General features: G+C 66.9%; 15 protein-coding genes, 3 pseudogenes and 1 riboswitch. Of the genes and pseudogenes, 8 read left to right on the forward strand and 10 right to left on the reverse strand.

Translation table 11 applies throughout. The annotated features are described in order from the left end of the window. The first annotated feature begins 12 nt into the window (after nucleotides 1–12). The 7 genes and pseudogenes from FHT09_RS03185 to FHT09_RS03215 all read left to right on the forward strand — a co-directional run bounded on the left by FHT09_RS03185 (nucleotide 13) and on the right by FHT09_RS03215 (nucleotide 7,718). Nucleotides 13–921, forward strand: coding sequence for a DUF6624 domain-containing protein (locus tag FHT09_RS03185; protein WP_104607486.1), 909 nt, complete (start codon nucleotides 13–15; stop codon nucleotides 919–921). Nucleotides 922–1,077: 156 nt separating this feature from the next. After that, nucleotides 1,078–2,364: an aminotransferase class I/II-fold pyridoxal phosphate-dependent enzyme gene (locus FHT09_RS03190; protein WP_104607487.1), complete on the forward strand. Its 1,287-nt coding sequence runs from the start codon at nucleotides 1,078–1,080 to the stop codon at nucleotides 2,362–2,364. A 719-nt stretch (nucleotides 2,365–3,083) separates the two neighbouring features. After that, a riboswitch (cobalamin riboswitch) is annotated at nucleotides 3,084–3,307 on the forward strand. A gap of 116 nt (nucleotides 3,308–3,423) precedes the next feature. After that, nucleotides 3,424–5,301, forward strand: a complete 1,878-nt coding sequence (gene btuB / locus FHT09_RS03195) for a TonB-dependent vitamin B12 receptor (protein ID WP_104607489.1) — start codon at nucleotides 3,424–3,426, stop codon at nucleotides 5,299–5,301. 44 nt (nucleotides 5,302–5,345) lie between these two features. Next, nucleotides 5,346–5,500: pseudogene (locus FHT09_RS03200) on the forward strand (bifunctional adenosylcobinamide kinase/adenosylcobinamide-phosphate guanylyltransferase); the annotation flags it as partial. Then, nucleotides 5,497–6,542, forward strand: a pseudogene (gene cobT, locus FHT09_RS03205) (nicotinate-nucleotide--dimethylbenzimidazole phosphoribosyltransferase). The pseudogenes FHT09_RS03200 and cobT, both read left to right, overlap by 4 nt. After that, nucleotides 6,539–6,739, forward strand: a pseudogene (locus FHT09_RS03210) (histidine phosphatase family protein); the annotation flags it as partial. The pseudogenes cobT and FHT09_RS03210, both read left to right, overlap by 4 nt. Before the next feature lie 76 nt (nucleotides 6,740–6,815). Next, entirely contained in the window at nucleotides 6,816–7,718 is a 903-nt protein-coding gene (locus FHT09_RS03215) for a GyrI-like domain-containing protein (RefSeq protein ID WP_260283634.1), read from the forward strand. Between the two features lie 106 nt (nucleotides 7,719–7,824). Here the strand turns inward: FHT09_RS03215 and FHT09_RS03220 are convergent, their stop codons facing one another. The 9 genes from FHT09_RS03220 to ybaL all read right to left on the reverse strand — a co-directional run bounded on the left by FHT09_RS03220 (nucleotide 7,825) and on the right by ybaL (nucleotide 21,205). After that, entirely contained in the window at nucleotides 7,825–8,721 is an 897-nt protein-coding gene (locus tag FHT09_RS03220; RefSeq protein WP_146096610.1) for a hypothetical protein, read from the reverse strand. A 265-nt stretch (nucleotides 8,722–8,986) separates the two neighbouring features. Further along, nucleotides 8,987–10,192: a type III PLP-dependent enzyme gene (locus FHT09_RS03225; RefSeq protein ID WP_104607596.1), complete on the reverse strand. Its 1,206-nt coding sequence runs from the start codon at nucleotides 10,190–10,192 to the stop codon at nucleotides 8,987–8,989. Beyond that, nucleotides 10,189–11,958: an IucA/IucC family protein gene (locus FHT09_RS03230; RefSeq protein WP_184416843.1), complete on the reverse strand. Its 1,770-nt coding sequence runs from the start codon at nucleotides 11,956–11,958 to the stop codon at nucleotides 10,189–10,191. Before FHT09_RS03230 ends, FHT09_RS03225 begins: the two co-directional genes overlap by 4 nt. Next, on the reverse strand, nucleotides 11,936–13,144 hold the full coding sequence (locus FHT09_RS03235; protein ID WP_184416845.1) for an MFS transporter: 1,209 nt from the start codon (nucleotides 13,142–13,144) through the stop codon (nucleotides 11,936–11,938). Before FHT09_RS03235 ends, FHT09_RS03230 begins: the two co-directional genes overlap by 23 nt. Next, nucleotides 13,141–14,943, reverse strand: coding sequence for an IucA/IucC family protein (locus FHT09_RS03240; RefSeq protein ID WP_104605750.1), 1,803 nt, complete (start codon nucleotides 14,941–14,943; stop codon nucleotides 13,141–13,143). The genes FHT09_RS03235 and FHT09_RS03240 overlap by 4 nt, the downstream gene beginning before the upstream one ends. Next, nucleotides 14,940–16,166, reverse strand: a complete 1,227-nt coding sequence (locus FHT09_RS03245; protein ID WP_047127052.1) for a carboxylate--amine ligase — start codon at nucleotides 16,164–16,166, stop codon at nucleotides 14,940–14,942. Before FHT09_RS03245 ends, FHT09_RS03240 begins: the two co-directional genes overlap by 4 nt. A 232-nt stretch (nucleotides 16,167–16,398) precedes the next feature. Then, nucleotides 16,399–18,531, reverse strand: a complete 2,133-nt coding sequence (locus tag FHT09_RS03250) for a TonB-dependent siderophore receptor (protein ID WP_104605748.1) — start codon at nucleotides 18,529–18,531, stop codon at nucleotides 16,399–16,401. Then, nucleotides 18,532–19,293, reverse strand: a complete 762-nt coding sequence (locus FHT09_RS03255) for an aldolase/citrate lyase family protein (protein ID WP_104605746.1) — start codon at nucleotides 19,291–19,293, stop codon at nucleotides 18,532–18,534. Nucleotides 19,294–19,507: 214 nt separating this feature from the next. Further along, the gene (ybaL, locus tag FHT09_RS03260) at nucleotides 19,508–21,205 is read right to left on the reverse strand and encodes a YbaL family putative K(+) efflux transporter (RefSeq protein WP_104536078.1); all 1,698 of its coding nucleotides are present in this window, start codon (nucleotides 21,203–21,205) and stop codon (nucleotides 19,508–19,510) included. Between the two features lie 149 nt (nucleotides 21,206–21,354). Between ybaL and FHT09_RS20165 the strand changes: the two genes are divergently transcribed. After that, nucleotides 21,355–21,648, forward strand: a complete 294-nt coding sequence (locus tag FHT09_RS20165) for a hypothetical protein (RefSeq protein ID WP_258077194.1) — start codon at nucleotides 21,355–21,357, stop codon at nucleotides 21,646–21,648. 57 nt (nucleotides 21,649–21,705) lie between these two features. On the opposite strand, the gene FHT09_RS03270 is transcribed toward FHT09_RS20165, so the two are convergent. Then, entirely contained in the window at nucleotides 21,706–24,105 is a 2,400-nt protein-coding gene (locus FHT09_RS03270; protein ID WP_104605744.1) for a TonB-dependent receptor, read from the reverse strand. Nucleotides 24,106–24,268 lie beyond the last annotated feature (163 nt).

Raw genomic sequence — 24,268 nt, forward strand, 5'->3', positions numbered from 1 at the left:
AAGGAACTTCAGATGCGTATTGCATATGTTCCAATCTACCTGGGCGTCGCCTTCGGATTGGCGGGTGCCCTGCACGCAGAGGAAGTGCCGGATATTTTCGCCGCGCTCAAGGCCTACGAGGCAAGCGACTATGCGCGTTGCGCGGAGGTGATGGGCGCATTGCAGCGCTCATCCGGCGAACTGCCACAGAATGGCGAACTCCTGCGCGCAGAATGTCTGGCGGCAGCGGAACGGACCGACGAGGCGATGCGCTATCTCGAGGCGGAAATTCCACGGGGGCGCATTTCCATCGATGATTTGCGCAGCAAGGATCGACCTGGCCTGAATCGGCTAAGAAAGATGCGCGGGTGGCCTTCGCTGTTGGCGAAGGCCGAACGCATCAGTGCGCAGCAGGCGGCACTGAATCCGCAATTGCGGCAGGAATTGCTTGCGCGCGTGGAGAAGGATCAGCACGCGCAAAATGCAGCAATCGCCGCTGGGGGTAAGCCAGCCGACTGGGCATCTATTGTGCCGGTGACGCGCGAAAACACCGAATGGCTCAAGCAGGTCGTCGCAACGCAGGGGTGGCCGGGACGGCGCCTGGTGGGCGAAGACGGCGCCAATGCAGCATGGACAATTGTGCAGCACTCCGACGCCGATCCCGCGTTTCAGGCGCAGGTGCTGGCACTGATGGAAGCGGCGCTTGCGAGGCAGGATGTAGCGCCTGACGATGTTGCGCTGCTCACCGATCGCGTCTTGCGCGCGCAAGGGAAGCCGCAACGCTACGGCACCCAGTTTCAGACTGGTGCGGATGGCTACATGTCGTTGCAGCCCACTGAGGACGAAGCTGGCCTGGATGCGCGTCGCCTCCGCATGGGCCTCCCTCCCATGGATCAGTACAAAAAGATGTTGCACGACGTCTACCACAAGCCGGTGCGATGATCGGGTGGAGGGGCTCAGTGTTGCCGGCAGCCACTGCCGGCACGCGGGTGCGCCGTTGCAGGACCTGACAGTTGGCGATGTCGTCATGGCGTGCTGTCATGAGGGTTAGAGCAGCAGCCGCGTATCGTCCTCGTCTTCTAACGAGCGAGCCGTGCCATGACCGATCCGCAGTGGAAGCCCGAAACCATCGCCGTGCACGGCGGTTACACGCCCGATCCGACCACGCGTGCGGTGGCGGTGCCGATCTACCAGACCGTGGCCTTCGCGTTCGACGATACCCAGCATGGTGCGGACCTGTTCGACCTCAAGGTGCAGGGCAATATCTACAGCCGCATCATGAACCCGACCAACGCCGTGCTGGAGCAGCGCGTGGCTGCACTGGAAGGCGGCATCGCTGCATTGGCGCTGGCCTCCGGGCAGGCTGCGGTGACCTATGCGATCCAGACCATCGCCGAGGCCGGCGACAATATCGTCTCCTCCAGTGCGTTGTATGGCGGCACCTACAATCTGTTCGCGCATACCTTGCCGCAGTTCGGCATCGGCACGCGCTTTGCCGATTATCGCGATCCGCAGGCGTTTGCCGGCTTGATCGATGAACGTACCAAGGCGGTGTTCGTCGAATCGATCGGCAATCCGCGCGGCAACATCACCGATATCGAGGCCGTGGCCGCGGTGGCGCATGCGCACGGCGTGCCGCTGATCGTGGACAACACCGTGGCCACGCCGTCGCTGCTGCGGCCGATCGACTTCGGCGCCGACATCGTGGTGCATTCGCTGACCAAGTACCTGGGCGGCCATGGCAACAGCATCGGCGGGGCGATCGTGGACAGCGGGCGCTTTCCGTGGGCCGCACACAGGCAGCGGTTTCCACGCCTCAACGAGCCGGACGTGAGCTATCACGGCGTGGTGTACACTGAAGCGCTGGGCGAAGCGGCCTACATCGGCCGTGCGCGCGTGGTGCCGCTGCGCAATACCGGCGCGGCGCTGTCGCCGTTCAATGCGTTCCTGATCCTGCAAGGCATCGAAACGCTGCCGCTGCGGATGGAGCGCATCAATGCCAACACGCTGGCGATTGCGACGTATCTGCAACAGCACGCGCGGGTTGCCTGGGTCAATTACGCCGCGCTGCCGGAGCATCCGGAGCATGCGTTGGCGCAGAAGTATCTGGGCGGGCATGGTTCGGGCGTGCTGACCTTCGGCCTGCACGGCGGGCGCGCGGCCGGTGCGCGTTTTCTGGATGCGCTGCAGTTGTTCACCCGGCTGGTGAACATCGGCGATGCGAAGTCGCTGGCAACGCATCCGGCATCGACCACGCACCGTCAGCTGGGACCGGCCGAACTGGAACATGCCGGGGTCAGCGAAGACACGGTGCGGCTGTCGATCGGCATCGAGCATATCGACGACCTGCTGGCGGATCTGGAGCAGGCGCTGCAGGGGGCGTGAGGTTTTAGAGCCCCTTTCTGGTTGGAATAGGCGAAGGGCGAGCTGGCCTCTCTCCAACGTGGCGCCAAGGCGCAGCTTGCGTGCCACCGGCGCGTGACGTGGTGCCCCCGCGCTGGCAGGGCGGGCCGGGGCGCGCAGTGGGGCTTGGGGTGAGGGTACGGCGAAGCACACTGCCTGTCGGTACTAGCTTCGGTCAGGGCGTCAGCGCGGCCGGGGATCGGCTTTTCGGCTCGGCAGATATCCTGTCTGACTCGCCGTCGCGGCACATCCGTGTGCCGCTCTCCGCCGATCCCCGGCCACGCTGCCGTCTCGGCACGTCACTTCCATGACCCGGAAATCTTGAACACGCCAATGAAGTTCGGCTCGAAGTCCCTCTCCCTTCGGGGCGAGGAGGCAAAGCTGGCGCGCCATGGGCGCGCGTGCCTTGGAGCGCCCGCGCCGCAAGCGCGGGCCGGGACGCAGAGCGGGAGTTGGGGTGAGGGTGCGGGGGCGAAGCCCACTCGCATGTGCGAGGTGACGCTCGGTGGCAGGCATGCGGACATGCCGGCATCCCCAGCATGCTGCTTCCATCCATGGCATGAGGCTTCGCTCCGTACCCTCATCCGCCCCTTCGGGGCACCTTCTCCCGGTGGGAGAAGGAATCGGCCCCCCGGTGCGCGGCGACGCGCTGCGCTTGGCCGGTTGCCGGAGACCGCCGAGGCGACGCCGGACAATCCTGCTACCATGCGCGCCCCTGAGGTGACTGCCGGAGTTGCGGTGGTTTAAACGGGAATCCGGTGCGCGGATCGCCTTGGCGAGCTGCAATGCCGGAGCTGCCCCCGCAACGGTGGGCGAGGTCAGATGCCGCAACACGCCACTGTGCAGTCGCATGGGAAGGCGCGGCATCGGAGGCGCAGGCTTCCACTCGCGAGCCCGGAGACCGGCCTGAGGGATTGAACCGGCACGCGGTGGGCGTGGCCTTGATCGTCTGGCGCTGCGGCGTTGGACGCCTGGCCCGTTGCTGTTTGCCGCCCCCCATTGCCCCCGCGCGGGTAGGCGCGGTTCCAGGAGCAGCAGTCGATGTGCCTTTCTTCCGTTTTGCCGCGTCGTGCGGTGCTGGCCGTGGGGCTGTCGCTGTGCGTGGCCACCCTGGCGCACGCCGAGGCCGCCATCGATCTCGACCAGGTCGTGGTCACCGCCTCGCGCACTGCGCAGACCCAGGACCAGACGCTGGCGCCGGTCACCGTGATCGACCGCGCGCAGATCGAGCGTCGCCAGGTCAATTCGCTGCAGGACCTGCTGCGTGGCGAAGCCGGGGTGGCGCTGGCCAACAACGGCGGCCCGGGCAAGCCGACCTCGCTGTTCCTGCGCGGCACCGAATCCGACCAGGTGGTGGTGCTGATCGATGGCGTGCGCATCGGCTCGGCCACCTCGGGCGGCGCGGCGTTGCAGGACCTGCCGATCGAGCAGATCGAGCGCATCGAAATCGTGCGTGGCCCGTTCTCCAGCCTGTACGGTTCCGAGGCGCTGGGCGGGGTGATCCAGATCTTTACCCGGCGCCCGCAAGGCCGCCTCGTGCCCACCTTCAGCGCGGCGGCCGGCAGCGACAATGCGCGCCGCTATAGCGCGGGCCTGGCCGGGCGCAGTGAAGGCGATCTGAGCGAAAGCGGCGGCTGGTATTCGGCCAATGCGGTGCATGACGAAACCGATGGCATCAACGCGTATCTGGACACCAGCTCCAGCGACTACGACCCGGATCGCGATGGCTACCGCAACGATTCGCTGAGCATGCAGGGCGGCTGGCGCTTCAATCGCCAGTGGGACGCCGACGTGCATGCCTTGCGCGCGCAAAGCCGTAACGAATACGACGGCTCGGCCTTCGGCGGCAACCTGTCCAAAGGCGTGCAGCAGGCGGTCGGTGGCCGTGTGCGTTACGCCCCTACCGATGCGGTCAAGCTCACCGCCAGCGTCGGCAGCAGTTCCGACTTCAGCGATGCGTATTACGACGGTGCGTATCTGTCCACCTACGACACCCGCCGCAAGCAGGGCGCGTTGCAGGCCGATATCGCTGCCGGCGCGGGCCTGTTCACGGTCGGCTTCGACTGGCAGCGCGACGCCATCGCCAGCAGCGACAATTACGATGCCGACAGCCGCATCGACCGCGCCGCATTCGCGCAGTGGCAGCAGAGCTTCGGTGCGCAGTCGTTGCAGGCCAGCCTGCGTCGCAACGACAACAGCCAGTTCGGCGGCAAGACCACCGGCAGCCTGCTGTGGGGCTGGGATGTTGCCGAGCATCTGCGCCTGACCGCCAGCTACGGCACCGCGTTCAAGGCGCCGACCTTCAACGAGTTGTATTACCCCGACTTCGGCAACCCGTTGCTGGGGCCGGAAACCTCCAGCAGCGCCGAGCTCGGCCTGCGCGGCAGCTACGGCTGGGGCACCTGGACGCTGAGCGCGTTCCAGACCCGCATCGACGATCTGATCGCCTACGACGCGTCGTTGGTGGATGCGGCGCATCCGTTCGGGCAGCCGAACAATATCGATCAGGCGCGCATCCGCGGCGTGGAAGCCGGCTACGCCACCGAGCTGGCCGGCTGGACCGTGCGCGGCGCCTTGACCTGGCTGCAGCCGCAGGCCGATGGCGAGGTCAACAACGGCAACTGGTTGCCGCGGCGTGCGCGGCAGAGCGGGCGCATTGATGCGGACCGCAACTTCGGTGCATTCGGCGTCGGCGCGAGCCTGTTCGGGTCCGGCAAGCGCTTCGACGATCTGGCCAACACCGAGCGCCTGGCCGGTTACGGGTTGCTGGATCTGCGCGTGAGCTATGCAGTGAGCGCGGATTGGAAGGTGTCTCTCACCGCCAACAACGTGTTCGATCGCCAGTACGAAACCGCACGCTGGTATGCGCAGCCGGGGCGCAATTATCTGCTGACATTGCGTTATCAGGCCGCGCAGTAAGCAAAGCCGTTGCGCCGTGCATGCGCACTGTGAGGTGAGCGCGCAACGAGGTGGGGCAGGGCGTCGTGCCGCTGGGCGAACTCACGCCTCGATTTGTCGACAGGCCGGCCGGCTGCACCAGGCATTGGCGCTACAGTGCGAGCGTGTGGTGCTGGTGGTGGCAGGTTTGCCGATGGTTCTGACGGGAGAGGCGGTGTGACAAGCGATTGGATCCATGGTGCCTGTGCGGTGCCGGACGCGCGCGTGCGCGCGGCTGCGCTGGCGCGGCAGGAGCAACTGACCAAGCCGCACGGCGCGCTGGGCCGGCTGGAACAGCTGGCGGTGCAGCTGGCGGCCTGGCAGCGCAATGAGCACCCCACCGTGCAGCGGGTCTGGATCGCGGTGTATGCCGCCGACCACGGCGTCGCCGCCGAGGGCGTGTCTGCGTTTCCGCAAGCGGTCACCGGCGAGATGGTGCGCAATTTCGCCCGCGGTGGCGCCGCCATTGCGGTGCTGGCGCGCGAGCTCGGTGCGCGCCTGGAAGTGGTCAATCTGGGCGTGGTCAACGACCCGGGTGAGTTGCCGCGGGTGCGGCGTGCCTGGATCGCGCCGGCCAGTGCCAACATCTGCTAGCAGCCGGCGATGAGCTCCACCCAGTTGCGCGACGCGCTTGCCGCGGGCGCCGAAAGCGTCGCGCAGGCAAAGAGTTGCGACACGCAGCTGTTTGTCGGCGGCGAAATGGGCATCGGCAACACACCTCGGCCGCGGCGTTGGGCTGCGCGCTGCTGTCGCAGTTTCCGCAGGCGATGGCCGGCGCGGGAACCGGGCTGGATGCCGAGGGCATCGCCCACAAGGCCACCGTGATCACCCGTACGCTGGCCCTGCATGCCGATGCTGCGACGCCGTTGGAGCGGTTGCGCCGGCTGGGCGGTTTCGAGATCGCCGCCCTGGTCGGTGCCTACATCGCCGCTGCGCAGGCCGGGATTCCGGTACTGGTGGATGGCTTCATCAGCACTGCTGCAGCGCTGGTCGCCACCCATCTCAATGGTGGCGTGCGCGAATGGCTGTTGTTCGGGCATCGCTCGCAGGAGCGCGGCCACGCCGCCTTGCTGCGCGCACTGGATGCCGAACCCTTGCTGCAACTGGACCTGCGCCTGGGCGAGGCCAGCGGCGCAGCGGTGGCAATTCCGCTGCTGCGTCACGCCTGCGCCTTGCACAACGGCATGGCCACGTTTGCCGAAGCCGGCGTGTCCGATGCATGAGTGTGCAGATCAGCTTGCTGCGGCACGGCGACACTGGCCAGCACAGCGACCGCGGTCAGCTCGACGACCCGCTCGCTTAACTGGCTGGCAGCAACTACGCGCGGCCACCGCCGATGGCGCATGGGACGCGGTGGTGGCCTCGACGCTGTAACACCTGCGCCTGGTTCGCCACCGGGTTGTATGCAGCCGGACGCGCCAGCGACATTGCGCAAGATCGGGACCGCAGGCCCAGCCGATCTGCGCGATGCTGGGCTGTCCAACAGGAGTCGCCCCATGCCAGCAGCCGCTTTGGTCGTCTTCAATCGCCAGCGCAGCGTCGAGCGCGTCGTCGCCCATCTGCAGGCCAGCATCCGCGCCGGCGAACCGCTGCCGGACCTGGCAGCATTGGCAGCAGTGGCGCAGCAGTCGCCGCATCATTTCCATCGGGTCTATCGCGCGTTGGCCGGCGAAACCCTGGGGCAGACCATCGCGCGGCTGCGTCTGAGTTATGCGCTGCATCTGCTGGGCGAGCCGGCCAGCACGGTGACCGAGGTGGCGCTGGCGGTGGGTTATCAGACCCCGCAGGCGCTGGCACGCGCGTTCCGCAGCCTGTTGAAGGCCAGCCCGAGCAGCTTGCGCAACGCGCCCGCGGTGCGCGCACAGAAACTGCAGCAGCTGGCCATGCCCTCGCTGCCGCCGCAGATGTCCGGCGCACCCTTGCAGGTGCTGGTGCAAATGCTCGATCCGCTGGAAGTGGTGGTGCTGCGCCAGCGCGGCGCCTTCGACGATCTGGACCGTGGCTTCGGCCGCATCGCTGCCTGGGCCGAGCGCGCCGGTGCGATCGAACAACTGCAGGCCTTGATCGGCCTGCCGCTCAGCGACCACCGCGATGTGCCGGCACATCGGCATCTGTTCGAATGCGGCATGGTCTTCGACGCCGCACTGTCTCCGCCGGCGCCGTTGCAACTGCGCCAGCTCGACAGTGGCGCGCACGCAGTGCTGCGTCATGTGGGCTCTTATGCAGGTATCGAAGACGCGCTCGACCGCGTGCTCGCGCAATGGCTACCCGACAGCGGCTACGTCCTGCGCGATGCGCCGCTGCACTATCTCTACTTGGACGACCCCGAAGCGGTGGCAGAGGCAGAGCTGCGTGCCGACATCCGCGTGCCGGTCCAACGGTCAGGTGAGCACGGTTGATTGCCTCTGACCCGCAAAGCCCAAGTTACGTATTGATTGGGCGGAGCTTGCTACCGCATGGCAGCAATCGCGGATCAGAGACGGGAAGACGTGGGTCAGGTTCCACTCACCTGGGCCTTTGATCAAGGAGCGAATTGATGTGTTCTACATCTCTTTCAAGAAATTTCAACTGTGCGGGAGGGATGAAATTTTTTTTTATCAAGCTTTCGTAGTTCGATGCGTTGCAGATGCCACTCATGCAGCCAGAGTCAATGCGAAACGATCCAGGGCCACACTCCGCCCCTGCACGGCAAGCTGCCAGCTCCCACGCATGCTCCGAGTAATCTCCGCCCGCCGGATGCGCGTAATCGCCCAGGTCAACCGAGGTCTTTGCCAAGGTCAACATATCTCCGAGCGCAAAAATCGCATCCGGATCTTTGCTTTCAAAAGCCTTCGCCACGAGCGCGCTATAGGCGGCTTCGTTAAGCTGGCTGTCCGGCCTCGAAGCGACTTTGATCTGCGCGATCAGGTCTCCTCGTTTGGCAGCTTCCGCGTACCACAATTGAATAGCTTCAAGCGGAATCTGTTTGCCATTGTCGATCGAGTCGCAATAGTGCGAGTAGCGCTTGGATGATGCGGAATAGCGCCATGCGTTCTCCGGATCTGCCTTTGCGAATAAGGCCACCATGGCAGCAAAGTTTTTAGAAGATTGGCTGTAGATAAAGCAGTGCTCATACATTTCGGCAAGCTCCCGCTGTGCGACGGGGTCTTCGGACTCTGCCTTGTTCCTTGTGTCATGAAAATGCTGATCAATCTGCCCGCTGGACTCTGATGCCCATGTCTTGGATGGGTCTGCACGCGAGCCTCTGTCTAACAAATCCGTTTCACGGCTGCTGTCGTCATTTGTCATGGTGTTCGCTACCTGAGATGGGGTCTCCACGGCGCCGTGATTTGTGCGTAAGTAAAAGAACGCAAGCGTTGCCAGTATTAGCACTGCCAGTGAGATTGAAAGAATCTTCTTCAACGGAACTCCATGCATCGGTTCTATGGGTTTGCTCACGCAGCAGTAGCCGTATGGTTGAGACTCCGCTGCAAGCTCCTTCGTCTACGCAAGGCTGACACACCCGTTGCCGCGCATGCGGCCTTGTTCAGCACCAGCAGGCAATGAACGAGCACTGTGCTTTGGATACTGCAGACAACTCTTGCGTACCGGCATGATAGTAGACGGCCGCGTGTCTCGATTGCCAATCCCATTAAACCGCAATGCGGACATAACCTTTTTTCTGCAATCAGTTTGTCAACGCCGCAACCGGCAGGAACACCATCTGCGGCGGCGGATGCATCAGGAACTGCTGGTGCGAGATATTCCACGCATACGCCCCGGCCAGCGGGAAGGCCAGGCAGTCGCCCGGTGCCAGCGCCGCGATAGGTTGGTTGCGCGCCAGCACGTCCTTGGGCGTGCACAGCTGCCCGACCAGGGTGACCGGGGTGTCGCGCAGCACGGGAGCTCGCGTGCCACGCAACACACGGAACGGGTGATCGTGGCCCTGCGCGGCCGGGGTGCGGAAGTGGTGGGTGCCGCCGCGGGCGATCGCAAACCACGCGCCGTGGCTGCGCTTGAGGTCCAGCACGTCCATCAGATACCAGCCGCAACTGGCGCTGACATAGCGCCCGGGTTCCAGCCGCAGCCGCAGCGCCTGGCCGTGGTCGCGTAGCAAGGCAGGCAAGCCGGCGCAGAAGCCGGCCCAGTCGAACGACGATTCCGGCGCCAGATAATCCACACCGAAGCCGCCGCCTGCATTCACCCGCAACGGGCCAAGCGCGTAGGCCTGCCGCCACTGCTGCACGGTGCGCAGGTAGGCGGCGATCAGATGCAGTTGCGCGTTGGCATCGCGCTGGTGCGACATCAGGTGGAAATGGAAGCCTTCCAGCCGCAGCGAGGGGCTGGCCCGCAGCCGTTGCATCGCCGCGTCCAGGTCGTCCGGGTCCAGCCCGAACGGCGAGGGCTGCCCGCCCATCATCAGGCGCGTGCTCTGCGCGCCGGGCACGGCGATGTTCATGCGCAGGAATACCGGCACGCAGTGGCCGGCCTGCGCGGCGATCGCAGCCAGGCGTTCCAGTTCGCCCAGGCTTTCCACATGCACGGTGCAGTCGGGCAGCGCGGCGGCCTGGGCCAGTTCGTTATCGAGCTTGCCCGGGCCGCCGAACAACAACGCGGCCCGGGGTTGTTGCCGATGCAGCCAGGCCAGTTCGCCGCCGGAGGCCGCCTCGAAACCATCCACGTGCGGGGCGAGCGTATGCAGGATCGGCGGCTCCGCATTGGCTTTTGCCGCGTAGAACAGCTCGCAGGCGGGCGGCAGTTGCGCGCGCATCCAGGCCGCATGCGCATCCAGCGCGGCCAGGTCGTAGACGTAGGCGCACAGCGGGCCATCGCTTTGGTCGCGGATGCCCGGCAACGCCTGCATCACTGCGTCAGTGTCGATGCGCAGGCTCATGCAGCCACCCGCCGCGCCGCTGCGATGCGTGGGATCGGGTTGGGCAGCGGTGTGTAGTCGGAGTGTCGATCGGCGCGTTGCCACAGCCGCGTGCCCAGGTTGTTCTTGCCGGGCAGCGGCGCGCCGTCGAGCAGGCCCTGCAGCGCGGCTTGCGTGCCATGGCGCTGTTGCCAGCGCGCGGCGAGCTCGCCCACGCATTGCCACAGGCGCGCGTCCAGCGCGGCATCGCCTTCGGTCAGATGGAAGATCGCCTCGGCCAGATTGTTGACCAGCGCGCAATACGCCACGCGATTCCAGCCCTGTTCCGGCGTGTAATACAGCGATTGCCGCGCGCGTTCGCCCACGCCCTGCAAGCGCGTGGCGGGCCAGTGATGTGCAAGCAGCTTGGTGCCTTCCAGGTCGCGGATCCATACCCGCGTCGGCCAGCCATCGGCACACCCGATCACGGTGTTCTGCAGATGCGGTTCCAGCGCGATGCCGTGCTGGAACAGGGCGCTCCACACCCCATCCAGCAGCAAGCCGGCATAGGCGCGGAACCACAGCAGCGTGGCGGTGTGGCGATCCATCTGCGCGCCGCCCAATGCCTGCAGCCTGGACGCGCACACGCTGTTGCCCTGCGCATCGCAGGTGAACAACGCGGCGGCCACCTGCGGCTGCCAGCGCGCGCGTTGCGCGGCGGGCACGGTCTGCCGGTACAAAATGCCGAAGCTCTCCGACAGGCCACGCGCCGCCAGCGGGTCGGCGTCGTGCAAGGCGGGATCGACCTGGGCGACCTCCAGCGAGGTGGCCGCAGGCTCCAGCATCACATCGAAGCCCGGCACCTGCACCGCCAGCGCACGCCAGCTCGGTGCCAGCAGCTCGGTGAGCGCGACCGCACTTTCCAGCTCGTACCAGGCGTTCTTGCGCACGCAGTTGGTCAACCGCACGTGCACCGAGCACTTGAGGAAATAGTCCAGTTCCGGGTGATACAGCGTGCGCACCGACGAGGTGGGGCGCAGTGCCTCGCCCAGCATGCCGACAGGCTCGATCAGCCCGCGCGCCTGCAGGGTGCGCAGCAGCGGGTCGTCGAGCAGGCGCTGCGCTTCCCACGGATGACAGGGATACAACGCGTCGCTGCCGGACAGCTGCCGCAGGCTGGCACGCACATCGCGGCCCTGCATGCGCAGCAGCCGTGGGTCGATGCGGAACCAGAACAGCTGGAACGCGGCGCGCGCTTCCGGCGCGCAGGCCAGCACCTGCGCCAGGTCGACGCCTTCGCGGCTCTTGGGCGTGGGATGCAAGGCATGCCCCCACAGCATCGATTGTTCGGCGTCGATCATCGCCTCGCCGGTCGCGGCGGTGCCATGTGCCTGGCGCAGCAGTGCGGCAGTGATCGCCACGCTGTTGGCGCTTTGCGCGAGCAGTTCCGGGTTGACCGCCTGCGTGCTGCCCAGCGCCTGCAGCAGGCAACGCGCCAGGGCATGCGCATCCAGGCTCTGCCACGGTTGGCCGGCGCCCTTGAGAAATGGCGTGGAGGCAAAGCGGCAGCGGCCCAGGCGATCGGCATAGGCAATGCGCACGCACAGCGCGCCGGTATCGCCCAGCGCGATCCGCAGCCAGCGCTGCTCGGCCACGCGCGGGCCGGGGCGGTCCAGCCCGCGGTAATCGAAGTCCACTGCGCACTGCGGAATCGCGAACTCGCGCAGGTAGCAGTTCAACCAGCAACTGCAGGCCTGCGCGTCTGCCATGCTGTCGTACCAGGGGTCATGCATCGTGTGCGGCGACATCGGCGGATCTCCTCGAGGGGAAGCGCACCAGAACGGTGAGCACAGCGGCCGCCGCAGCCAGCGCGGCAGCCAGGAAGGGGGTGGCAGGGCCGGCCGCCTGGGCCAGCGCGCCGGCAGCGGCACCGGCGAACACGCCGGCCCATTTGCCGCAGGCATCGAAGCGGCCGAACAAACGCCCGGCGCCATGCCCGCTGGCGACCAGCGCCAGGCTGCGGTTGAGCCCACGCAGGCCAAACAACATGCCGAACCCGAACAGCAGCCGTGCCGCTGCCAATGCGATGGCGTCGTGCAGCAGCGCCTGCCACAGGCAGGCCAGCGCGAATAGCACCAGGCCGGGTACCAGCCAGGCCTCGCCGTCGCCGCGCCGCCACCACGGCAGCACCACCAGATAGACCAGGTGCGGCAGGCTGTAGAGCAGGCCGGCCAGCGCGTCGTGGCCGGCGCCGCGCGCCAGCGCGTACGGGATGAAGTAGGGGAAGGTCACCACCATCGCGAAGCAGAACAGGAACTGCGCGATCAGCAACGCAGGCCACAGTGCGCTGGCCGCTGTGGTGGTGGGTGCTGACGCCAACCGCGCCGACGCAGCTGCAAGCCCGGGGGGTGTCGGCTGCGCAGCGGACGCTGTCGGCCGCTGTGCAGGCCGGTCGGCTGGCAGACGCCAGGTCAGCGCGAACGCCAGCAGCGGCAGCAGCGCAAGCGCGCGATACAGCGACTGCGCCGGGCCAAGCGCCACGGCCAGGCCCAGCAACGCAGGCGCGCTGACCATCGCCAGGCGCGCCGAGTACTGCGTCCAGTCGAGCGCGCGCGCCAGCGGGCCGGCCTGCGGCTGGCTGGCCAGGTACGCATTGGCCGCCGCCAGCGAGCCGCCGCAGGTGCCCTGCACGATCAGGCCGATCACCAGCCAGGTCAGCGACGGCGCGAAGCCGGCGATCGCAAAGCCCAGCGCCAGCCCCAGTTGCGCACGCAGCAACGAGGGCTTGCGTCCATAGCGGTCGGCCAGGCGCCCCCAGGTGCCGGCCGTCAACGCGGTGCACAGCGTCGGCAACACGTACAGCACGCCGCTCCAGCCAACCGCCGCAGACGGTGCCAGTTCGGCCAGCACCTGCGGCAGAAACAACGGCATGCCCAATGCGGTGAAGGCGGCCAGGTAATGCGCGGCCAGCACCGGGCCCAGGACGCGCTTCATCGCTGGGCACCGGCCTGCCGGGTCGGCCTCCGCTGCACGCCAGCGAAGGCGTCGCCGAAGGGATTGGGTGCGCTATCGCCGTAGAACTTGTTGATGTCGCTCGCACCGGTGAGTTGTTTGCTGAGCAGGCTGCCGGCGCTGAGCAGGTACTTCACCGGCAGCCGCGGTGCGGCCAGCAGGCGGCGTGCGGGGCCGGTGTCGATGCCCTCGACGTCCAGTTGCGCCAGCGTCAATGCGAACTGCGTCTGCAACTGCGTGTACAGCGGCGCGCGCAACGCCGGCTGCCATTCGGCCAGGCCTTCCAGCACTGCCTGCAGATCCAGCTGCAGCACGATGGTGCAGAACATCTGCGCCAGGGCTTGCGGCGCGTCCACCGCGATGCGCGCATCGTGCAGCGGGCCCAACGCGTCCAGATCCGGCAGCTGTGCGCGCAACTGCGGCATTGCGATGCGCGCGGCGTCGTTGTCCTTCATCAGCAGCCGCGTCGCCTGGCCATCGGCGTAGACCAGCACGCTGTTCTGCTGATTGGCTTCCAGCGCGATGCCGTAGCGCAGCCACAGGCGCAGATGCACCGCCAGCATCAGCTCGGTGTACGCGCGCCACCAGCCGAGCACATCGCCCTGCGCAAAGCGCTCGGCCAGATGGAGCGCCATCGGCCGGCCATCGGGCAAGCGCGCGCACAGCGCGGCCACCGGTACCAGCGTGGCGTCGCCCAGCGGTGGGTAACGCCGCAGCAGATAGGCCAGATGACGGGTCTGTCCCACATGCCCGCCGTGCGATTCGTCCACGAACACGCAACGGCCGCGCAAGGCCGGATCCAGCGCATCGATGCGCCGCAGTGCGCGCTCCAGCCAGTGGCCGTCGTACAGCGTGGAGGGCTTGATCAGGCGCAGATTGAGCGCGCCCAGCGTGCGCATCGGAATCGGCAGCTTGAGATGCAGCTGCGGATGCTGCAGCGGCACCAGCGTGCGGACCGACAGGGTGGGGCGCACCTCCAGCCAGGCCTGCGGCGCCCGCAGTGTGCCTGGCGGCAGTGCAAACCCGTCCTGCTCCAGCCGCGCCCACACCAGCGGATGCACCGGCCAGGCGACATGCGTGTCGGTCAGCGCAGGCGGCAGGCCCAGCGTGGCGAAGTCCGGCCACAACTCGGCCGGCGTGGCGGTGGTGCAGCTGACCTGCGCACGCGGAACCGCCAGCCAGCGCAGCGCGAAGGTGGGCGCAAATTCCGGTGCGTAATCGCGCAGTTCCGAGGCATCCAGCCCGGCCTTGGCACGTGCGGTGGGATAGAACGGATGATCGCGATAGCTGGCCAGTTGATCGCAGCGGTATGCACGCTCGGCCGCATCTGCGTGCTGCAATGCGTTGAGCAGCGCAGGCGCCTGCGCGTCGTAGGCCTGGCGCGCCAGGCCCAGGTGGGCGGCAGCGCATTCGGCTTCTTCGGCGTAGGCGCGATGCAGCTGCTGGGTCTGCGTGTCCAGTTGCGCGCTCATGCGTTGCAGCCACGCCTGCGCACCGCGTTCGACATGCGCGCCATCGGCGCCCTGCACGATCCAGCTGTCGCCGCAGGCACTGATGTCCTGCAGATAGCCCTGCCGATGGATCGGCAACCACAGCGTGCCATCGGGCAGATGCGCGATGCGCCACCAGCCCTCCACCGGGCTGGGGTCGGTCCATGCCGCCAGCACGCCTGCCTCGGGCACTGCGGCGCTGCCGCGGGTGGCGATGCCGCGCAGGTCCTCGCGCAGGCAGGCATCGATGATGCGGGTGGCGATATAGCGTTGGTCGGCGGCACTGCTCATGCGCGCAGCTCCGCGCCATCGATCCGCCACTGCAGCCCCGCTTCGGCATGCACCACCGCCTGTTGCAGCGCCTGTGCATCGCTGGCCACCGCGCTCAGCACACCCAGGTAATCCTTGTTGGAATGGCTCAGGCGGATACGCTCGCCGGGTGCGCGCATGCGCCGGTAGTGCACATCGCTATGCGCATCGTGGTGGCGGCGATCTTCGCTGGCGGTCACCAGCTCGCCGTCCTGCGCGGCGACGTAGTAACGCAGCAAGGCATGGGCGCGATCGCAGCGCAGCTGCGGCAGCGGCAGGCCCAGATGCGGCGCCAGCGCGGCGGTAAACCACTGCCTGCCGAACATGTCGTCGAGCAGGAACTCGCGGCGGTCGCCGATGCTGCGGTAGTTGATCTCCACCAGCACCGGGCCGTCGCTGGTGAGGATGAATTCGCTATGGCACAGCCCGAAGCCGACCCCGAAGCTGCGCAGCTGTTGCAGCGCCTGCGCAATCACCGGCGTGTCCACGCGGGCATCCCACTGCGCCTCGCATTCCACGAAGTGCGGCGGCGGTGACAAGCGCACCTTGAAGCCGCCCAGCGCCTGCAACGTATGGCCGTCGCCCAGCGTTTCCAGCGTAAACAGCGCGCCTTCCAGCATGCCTTCCAGCAGCACGGTGCGCTGCGGATGGCGCTGCCACACATCGTCCAGATAGGCCTGCAGCTGCGCGGCATCTGCACAGTGGCGCACGTCCAGGCTGGCCACGCCCTCGCGCGGTTTGGCCACCACCGGCCACGGCGTGTCGGCCGGCAGTGCGGCGCCCGGCGCCAGCGTGCAGAACCACGGCGACGGCAGCCCACGTGCACGCAGGCGCTGACGCATCGCCGCCTTGTTCTTGGCCGCGTAGCAGACCTGCCAGTCCTTGCCGGGCAGGCCAAGACCCGCCGCGACCAGCGCAGTGCTGGTCTGCAGATGATCGCTGTTGCTGAACACCGCGCGCGGCGACACACCGGCGTCGTGCAGCACATCCAGCACGCCGAGCGGATTGAACACATCGCATTCGATCACCCGTTGCGGTGCATGCGCCGGATGCTCGCGGAAATGGCCGAGGTGATCGAGTCGGTGGTCGGTCAGCAGCCACACCGGCAGGCCGAGCGCATGCGCGGCCGGAAGAAACCCTTCGGTGATGGCCGGATGGCAGACATGGGTGAGGATCACCAACGGTGCAGCGGATGTCGCAGTCATGGCAGCTCTCGTTCAACAGGACGGTGGAAAAACCGGTACTGAAACGGGCTGCCTGGCGCCGCGGGGCGTTGGGTGGCCTGCGATACGGTGATCGCATGCCGCATGCTGCGGCAGGGAGACGTGCGTCATGCACGCCGTGTCGTCTGCGGGACTCGCCAGTGCGAGCGCCGTTGCCGTTAGCCGACCGACGCCCCTGTACGTCGGTCGCTACGGCATGTGCCGGGCCGAAGCCCTAAAACGTGTACTCCAGCCCGGCGGTGACGGTGCGCGACGGCGCGGCCTGGCGGCCCCACGGGCTGGTATCCACACCGCGGAACCAGTACTGCCGATCGAACAGGTTGTTGATCGCCAGCGACGCGCTGAATTTTTGTCCATCGCGTTCGAACAGGGTATGGCTTACCTGCGTGTTCCACACCCAGTACGACGGCAACTCGCCGACCGAGGCGACCGCGTTCTCCTGCACGGTGTTTGCCGCATCGCTGTAGGCCTTGCTGAAGTAGTAGCTCGACAGTGCGACAGTGGTGTGACCGAGCGTGTAGTTGCCGCCCAGGGTGATCTGGTTGCGCGAGGTATATGGCACGCGCAGCCCGCGGAATGCGCCCGATTCCTGGCTGGCATCCAGATACGCATAACCGGCGTTGAGGGTGAGCGCGCGCAGGTTCTCCGGGCTCCATTGCAGTTCCAGCTCGCCGCCCTGATGGCGGGTCTTGCCGAGGTTGCGGAACACGCGCGTGGTGTTGTCCAGCTGGATCTGCTGATCGAAATCGATCAGATACGCACCGAGCTGGATGCGGGTACGGTCGTTGGGCTGGTAGCGCGTGCCGGCTTCGTAATTCCATGCAAGTTCGGCATCCAGGTTGTTGCCGAAGATGATCTGGGTGACCTGCGGCGCGCGCAGCGAGCGCTGCCCGTCCGCATAGAAAAACCAGTGTGCGTTGGCCTGGAAGCCGACCGTCAACCCCGGCAAGACATCGCGGGTCTGGTTGCGCGTGCGCAGGCCGGTGGCGCGATTGAAATAGCGCGAATCCAGCCGCTCGTAGCGCAGGCCCGGGGTGATGGTCAGGCGTTCGTCGGGCAGGGTGATCGCATTGCTGACGTAGGCAGCCAGGGCGCGGTCTTCGAACTGCCAGTCGCGCACGCTGGTGAACAGGCCATCGCGCAGACGCAGATTGCCGACCGAAAAATCGATGTCCTCGTGCACCGCACGCAGGCCGGCGGTCCACTGCTGACGCACGCCACCGGCATCGCCCATGCTCCAGCTCAGGCGCGGCTCGCTGCCGACCACGCGGAAGTCGCGCGGTGCGGTCTGGCGCAGTTGCGGCGGCAGGTCCGAACGCCAGGTTTCGGTGGCGGCCTGGCGCATGCCGACGATGAAGTTGCGGCTGCTGCGCGCGCTGAAGCTGGTCCAGGACAAGCGGACATCCTGCAGCGGGCCCCAGTCTCCGAACAGCTGCTCGTAGCCCAACGACGCACGCGTGGTACGGCCATTGAAGCTGTCCAGCGGGCGGGTGGACTGGCGCGGGTCGCGCCGGTAATCGTCCGGGCTGAGCGCGCCGGCCAGATCCATGTCGACCAGGTAGCGTTGCACGCTGGCCTTGAGCAACTTGGTGTCGTCCAGCCACCACTCCGCACGCACGCGCAGATTGCTGATGTCGGTATCGCTGTGCGCGCGCCAGTACTCTCCGTAGGTGCGATTGGCATCGACCTGCAGGCCGAGGTTGTCGGTAAGGTAGCCGCCGCTGCTGAGCGCGCTGTCCTGCAGAAACTGGCCCTGGCCGCCGGCGGTGACCTTGTGCGCCAGCGTGGTACTCCACTCGCTGGGGATTTCCTTGCTGACCAGATTGATCACCCCGCCGACGTTGTTCGGCCCGTACTGCACGGCCGCGCCACCGCGCACGATATCGATGCGGTCGATCTGGTTCAGCCCCACCGGAAACAACGACAGGCTGGTCTGCCCGTACGGCGCCAGTGCCAGCGGAATGCCGTCTTCGAGCACCTGCACGCGGCCGCTGCGGCTTTCGTACAGGCCGCGCAGCATCAGCTGCGGCAACGCGCCGGTACCGGTCTCGTCGAAGATCTTGATGCCCGGCACGCGCTGCAAGGCATCGTCCAGCGAGCGGTTGCCGCCATTGCGCAGTTGCTCGCGGTCGATCACCTGGCGGCTGCCGGCATAGCGCTGCACGTCGTCGGGTTTGGAACGCCCGAGCAGACTGCCCTGCACCTGGATCGCGTCCAGTACGCGGATCGGTGTTTGCGTATCGGTGGCCGCCGCGTCCGGCGACTCGACGGCGGACGCCAGCGGCGGCAGGGTCAGGGCGGCCGCAGCGATGGCGATGGTCAGGGTGTGGAAACGGAACGTCGACATCTACGGCGTGCTCCTGCAGACGGGTGGCGGCGTGGGCGCAGCGAAGGTGGCCAGGTGACCGCGCAGTGCGCGTTGAATCAGCGCGCGGTCTTCGCCGGCAAGCAGCCAGCGCAAATCCGGCTGTTGCAGCCAGTGCACGCGTTGCGCATCGGTGCGGGGATTGGGGCAGAACGGCACGTTGGCCGCAGCGCACTGCGCATGCAGTTGCAGCAGCAGCTCCCACACCTGTGGACGGGTCGGTTGCGGGCCCAGGCCCAGATCCAGCGCCAGATCCAGTGCGCCTTCCATCACCAAGGCCACGCCGGGCAGCGCAAGCAGCTCGGGCAATGCGGCGATGCCGGCCGCGCTTTCGATCATCGGCACGATGCGGATAGTGCGATTGGCCTGCGCGATGTAGGTAGGCAGGTCGACGTTGCCGAAGCCGGTGACGCGCCCGCCGGTGATGCCGCGCCGGCCCAGTGGCGGGAACCGTGCGGCAGAGATGGCAGCGGCCAGTTGCGCGGCCGATTCGGCGCGTGGAATCACGATGCCGCGCGCGCCGGCATCCAGCACGCGACCGATCAGTTTTTCGTCCACTTCCGGCACGCGCACCCAGGCCTCGCAGCCGGACAGCTCGCAGGCACGGATGGCGTGCTCCAGTTCGTCGGGAGCGCGCAACACGTGTTCCAGATCGAGCACCACGAAGCCGTAGCCGATGCGGCCCAGCAGCTCGCACAGCTGCACGCTTGGCACTGCATTGAGAACGCCAACCGCAAGCGTCATGGCTGAGGCCGTAGGGGAACGGGCGCTCATCCTGCTCCGGATGGGAATGATTATCAAGTGTATTCGGTGGGCAGTTTTCGGTGCCCTGGTCGCAGTTTGATCAATGTCTGATGGCGAGCCATTCCGCACTGAACCATCTGCAGGCAGCAAACAACCCGCAGGCGCTGCCTGCGGGTTGTCGTTTCGTGCGGCGCTGCCTCATCCCGCCTCGCAGTTACGACGCCGGTACGCGCAACGCCCGATATGGCGGCGTGGACATCACCATCTCGGCCAGCGAGTAGGCCAGCTCGCGTTCGGCCAGCACCGCACCGTCGGCGCCGTGTTCGAGCAGGTGCTTGACCTCGGTATCGCTGTGCGCGCGTGCCAGCAGCGTCAACGACGGGTTGATCGCGCGCAACTTGGCCAACGCCTCGCCGGCTTCCAGCGGCTGCGGGATCGCCAGAATCGCGATCTTGGCGTGCTCCGGGCGGGCTTCGGCCAGTACGCGGTCGGCCGCCGCGCTGCCGCGGATGCCGGGAATGCCGGCCGCATGTGCCTTGGCCACGTGATCGCCGTTGTCGTCGATCACCAGTACCGGCACGCCGCGACTGCGCAGCAACTGCGCCAGCGCGCTGCCGACGCGGCCATAACCGATCACGATGGCATGGCCGTCCAGTTGCAGCGGCGGGCCGGGCGGCAGTTCCGGTTCCACCGTGGCGGGCGCATCCTGCGCCTGCCTGGCCTGCCAGCGATCCAGCCACGAGAACAGGAACGGGTTGGCAATGATCGACAGCAGCGCGCCGGCCAGGATCAGGTCGCGCCCGGTTTCTGGCAGGATCGCCAGCTGTACGCCCAGCCCGGCCAGGATGAAGGAGAACTCGCCGATCTGCGCCAGGCTGGTGGAAATGGTCAGCGCGGTGCCGGTGGGGTGGCCGAACGCACGCACGATCACGAACGCGGCCAGCGACTTGCCCAGGGTCACGGTCAGGAACGTGGCCAGCACCTGCCACGGATGCTCGACCAGGATCATCGGGTCGAACAGCATGCCCACCGAGACGAAGAACAGCACCGCGAACGCATCGCGCAACGGCAGCGAATCGCTGGCGGCCTTGTGGCTGAGCTCCGATTCCTTCAGCAACATGCCGGCGAAGAACGCGCCCAGCGCGAACGACACCCCGAACAGCGTGGCCGACAGGAACGCCACGCCCAGCGCGATGCCGAGCACGGCCAGGGTGAACAGCTCGCGCGAGCCGGTGGCGGCGACCTTTTCCAGCGACCACGGGATCACCCGCCGCCCGACCACCAGCATCACCGCCACGAACGCCACCATCTTGAACAGCGTCAGGCCCAGCGCAGCCAGCAGCGAGGTGGACTCGCCCGCGTGCGCCACGGCCGGCGCGGCGGTGCCAAGCACCTCGGCCAGGGCCGGCAACATCACCAGCGCGATCACCATCACCAGGTCTTCGACGATCAGCCAGCCCACCGCGATGCGGCCGCGCTGGGTTTCCAGCAGGCGGCGCTCTTCCAGTGCGCGCAGCAGCACCACGGTACTGGCCACCGACAGCGCCAGGCCGAACACCAGCCCATGCATCAACGGCCAGCCCATGCTCCAGGCCAGCGCCCAGCCGAGTAGCGTGGCGACCACGATCTGCGCCAACGCGCCCGGAATGGCGATCCATTTCACTTCCATCAGATCGTCGAGCGAGAAGTGCAGGCCCACGCCGAACATCAGCAGCATCACGCCCAGCTCGGACAGCTGGTTGGCCATGGTCTGGTCGGCCACGAAGCCGGGCGTGAACGGCCCGACGCAGACGCCGGCCAGCAGATAGCCGACCAGCGGCGAGAGTTTCACTTTCTGTGCGAGCGTGCCCAGCACGAAAGCGACCGCGAGGCCGACGGCGATGATGTCGATGAGGCTGGTGTCGTGATGCATTCCAATCCGTTGTGAGAGTGTCCGAGAGAGCGTCGCGGGCGCGACCAGCCGACGGCACTGCGCCGGGCGTCGCCTGCGGGCATTGCGTGGTCATGGCTGGAGTCCGGCGCGGGGGAAGCCAGGACCGCGGTACTGGTCCGGTTGGCCGGGTGTCCATACTACACAGCGCTCGATTAACGCGATGCGACACGCAGCGCACGACGGTTGAAGAACTGCAGGCGACCAGCATTGCGTACGACCGGTTGGCAGCATCTTTCCACGGCGTGAGCGCGCAACCTCGCTGCGATGGCGACGACGATCTGATCGCGCGCCTCATCCAGGCCAAGGGCACGGTGTTGCGGGATTTCGAGATCGAGATCGAGAGCGTGGCGGTTCCCCGGGCGGCATGCTGCATCCGATGCACGCGAACCGAGATGCCCACAACGAAAAACACCGCCGAGTGATCGGCGGTGTTGGCGTGTACGCGGGAGCGGCTCAGCACGTCCGCTCGGAACCGCTGATCAGAACCGGTAGGTGACCCGCCCGTACCAGTAGCGGCCGTTGAAGCCGAACGGCGACAGCGACGAATACTGCAGGCCGCCGGCGCGATCATCGTAGGCGGTGGTCAGCTGCGCCTTGGTCGGATACTGATTGGTGAGGTTGTCCGCGCCCACGGTGACGGTGAACGCGTTCCAGGTTTGGCTCGCAGCCAGGTTCAACAGCCAGCGCGCGTCGTAGGTTTGGTCCTGGCTGCCATCGGCCGGGTCGCTGATGCGCTTGATCGATCCATAGCGGGTGGCATTGAAGTTGAGCGCAAAGCCGCCCAGCGTCCAGTCCGCCGCCGCCATGTACTTGGTGCGCGGGGTGGCGTCGGTGAGCAGGCCCTGGCTGGCGCGCCCGAAGTTGGGGTTGGACAGTTCCAGGATCGTGGTCTTGTTGTAGTTGGCGCTGGCACTGAGATTGAGCTTGCCGTAGCTGCCCAGGTCGGCGAGATAGCTGTTGATCCAGTCCACGCCACGGGTGCGGCTGGTGGCGCCGTTGACGAAGAACTGCACCGCGGCCACCTGGCCGATCGGCTGCGCCAGCTGCAACTGGTCCGAATACAGGATCTGGTCCCAGATGCGGATCTGGTAGACGTCCAGGCTGGAGGTGAAACTGGCGGTCGGCTGCCACACGCCGCCCAGGCCGTAGTTGGTGGATTTCTCCGGGCTCAGCGGGCCGGCGCCCAGCGCCACCGCGACCGGGTCGGAGGTGCGGTAGGTACCGACCTGCACCAGCTCGCCGTTCTGGATCAGCGTCACCACCGAGGCGTAGTTCTGCTGGGCCAGCGACGGTGCGCGGAAGCCGTTGGAGATGGTGCCGCGCAGCGAGAAGGTGTCGCTGAAGGCGTAGCGCGCCGACAGCTTGCCCGAACGCGTGGAGCCGGCATCGCTGTAGTTTTCGTAGCGCCCGGCGATGCCGCCGGACAGCTTGTCGGTGATGTCCGCTTCAAGGTTGGCGTAGACCGCATTGCTGTGGCGTCCGAACTTGCCGGCTACCGACGGCTCCAGGCCGGAGAACACCTGTGCACCGCCCGGATACGGCGCGCCGTCGTCGGGATTGATGGTATTGGGATCGAAGAAGTACGACTCCGGCGAGCCGGCGGTGATCTGGTAGCGGTCCTGGCGATGCTCGGCGCCGAAGGCCACGTTGACCGGATACGCCAGGCCCCAGTCGAAGGACTTGTTGACGTCCAGGTTGATCGTGCCCTGTTCGGTTTCGAAGCCGCCGGAATTGAAGTTGGTCGGCGAGCTGCCGGTGGTGTAGTACAGGTTGGTGTTGATGCTGTTGAGGATGTTGAAGGTCATGTCGTTCTTGCCGTAGGTGGCCGACACGTCCCAGTTCCATTCGCTCTCGGTGCTGCCCTTCAGGCCCAGCACGGCCGAGCGGTCGTTGGTGGGGTTGTAGATTTGCGGCAGGAAGCCGTTCGGGTAGATCGCCTGCACATTGCGTGCGGTGTTGTCGGCGGCGCGGTAATAGCCGTTGGAGGTGACCTCGCGACGGCTCATGCTGAGGTGGCCGTACAGCTCCAGGTTGGGCGAGAACGCGTAGCCGAATGCGGCCAGCCCCTGGTAGAACGTGGAGGCCGGGTCGCCGTGGCGCTGGTAGGGCACACCGCCCGGATTGGGCGTGCCCGGCACGGTGGTGGCGCGGTTGGTGTTCTCGCCGCGGTTGGTGCTCATGGTGTTCTGGTAATTCCAGGACAGCCGTACCCAGCCCGGTGCGGCATCGCCGCCGCTGCCGCCGAACGGCAGGCCGACCGAGCCGTCGATGCCGTTCTGCTCGCCATCGCCCTTGTCCATGATGCCGCCATTGATCGACACGCTGTTGCTGCCGGTATCGGCGCCATGCTTGAGCACGATATTGACCACGCCGGCGATCGCATCGGAGCCGTACTGGGCCGAGGCGCCATCGCGCAGCACTTCGATGCGCGCGATCGCCGACATCGGCAGCGAGTTCAGGTCGGCCGGTGCCGAGCCGCGGCCGACATACGGGTTGTAGTTGATCAGGGAGGAGGTGTGATAGCGCTTGCCGTCGACCAGCACCAGCACCGCATCCGGCGACAGGCCGCGCAGCGTGGCCGGGCGTGCGGCATCGTTGCCGTCGGAGATCGCCGGGCGCGGGAAGTTCAGCGACGGCAGCAGCTTGCCCAGCGCGGTGGCGATGTCGGTGGCGCCGGTGGCCTGCAGCGACTGCTCGGTGATGATGTCGATCGGCGATTCGGATTCGGCCACCGTGCGGTCGCTGACGCGCGTGCCGGTGACGATCAGGGTGTCCAGGGTTTTCTGCGGCTGGGCAGGCTGCGATTGCGCACTGGCAGCGAACGTACAGACGGTGAGTGCGACCGAGATCGCAAGCGAGAGTGCGTTGGAGGTGTGCATGGGAATGGAGACTCAAAGGGGATGTGGACGCAGCGATGCGCTGCGCGTGTTGCCGGGGGAAGATGACTGCGGACTGCGTGATCCGGGTTGCCTGCGCGCAGCGTGTATGCGCTGGCGAGGCGGCGTGCACAGCAAGACATCAGACTGCGACGCAGCGTCTGCT

Origin of the sequence: Xanthomonas sp. CFBP 8152 (assembly GCF_014199025.1) — a bacterium.
Taxonomy (GTDB): domain Bacteria; phylum Pseudomonadota; class Gammaproteobacteria; order Xanthomonadales; family Xanthomonadaceae; genus Xanthomonas; species Xanthomonas arboricola_B.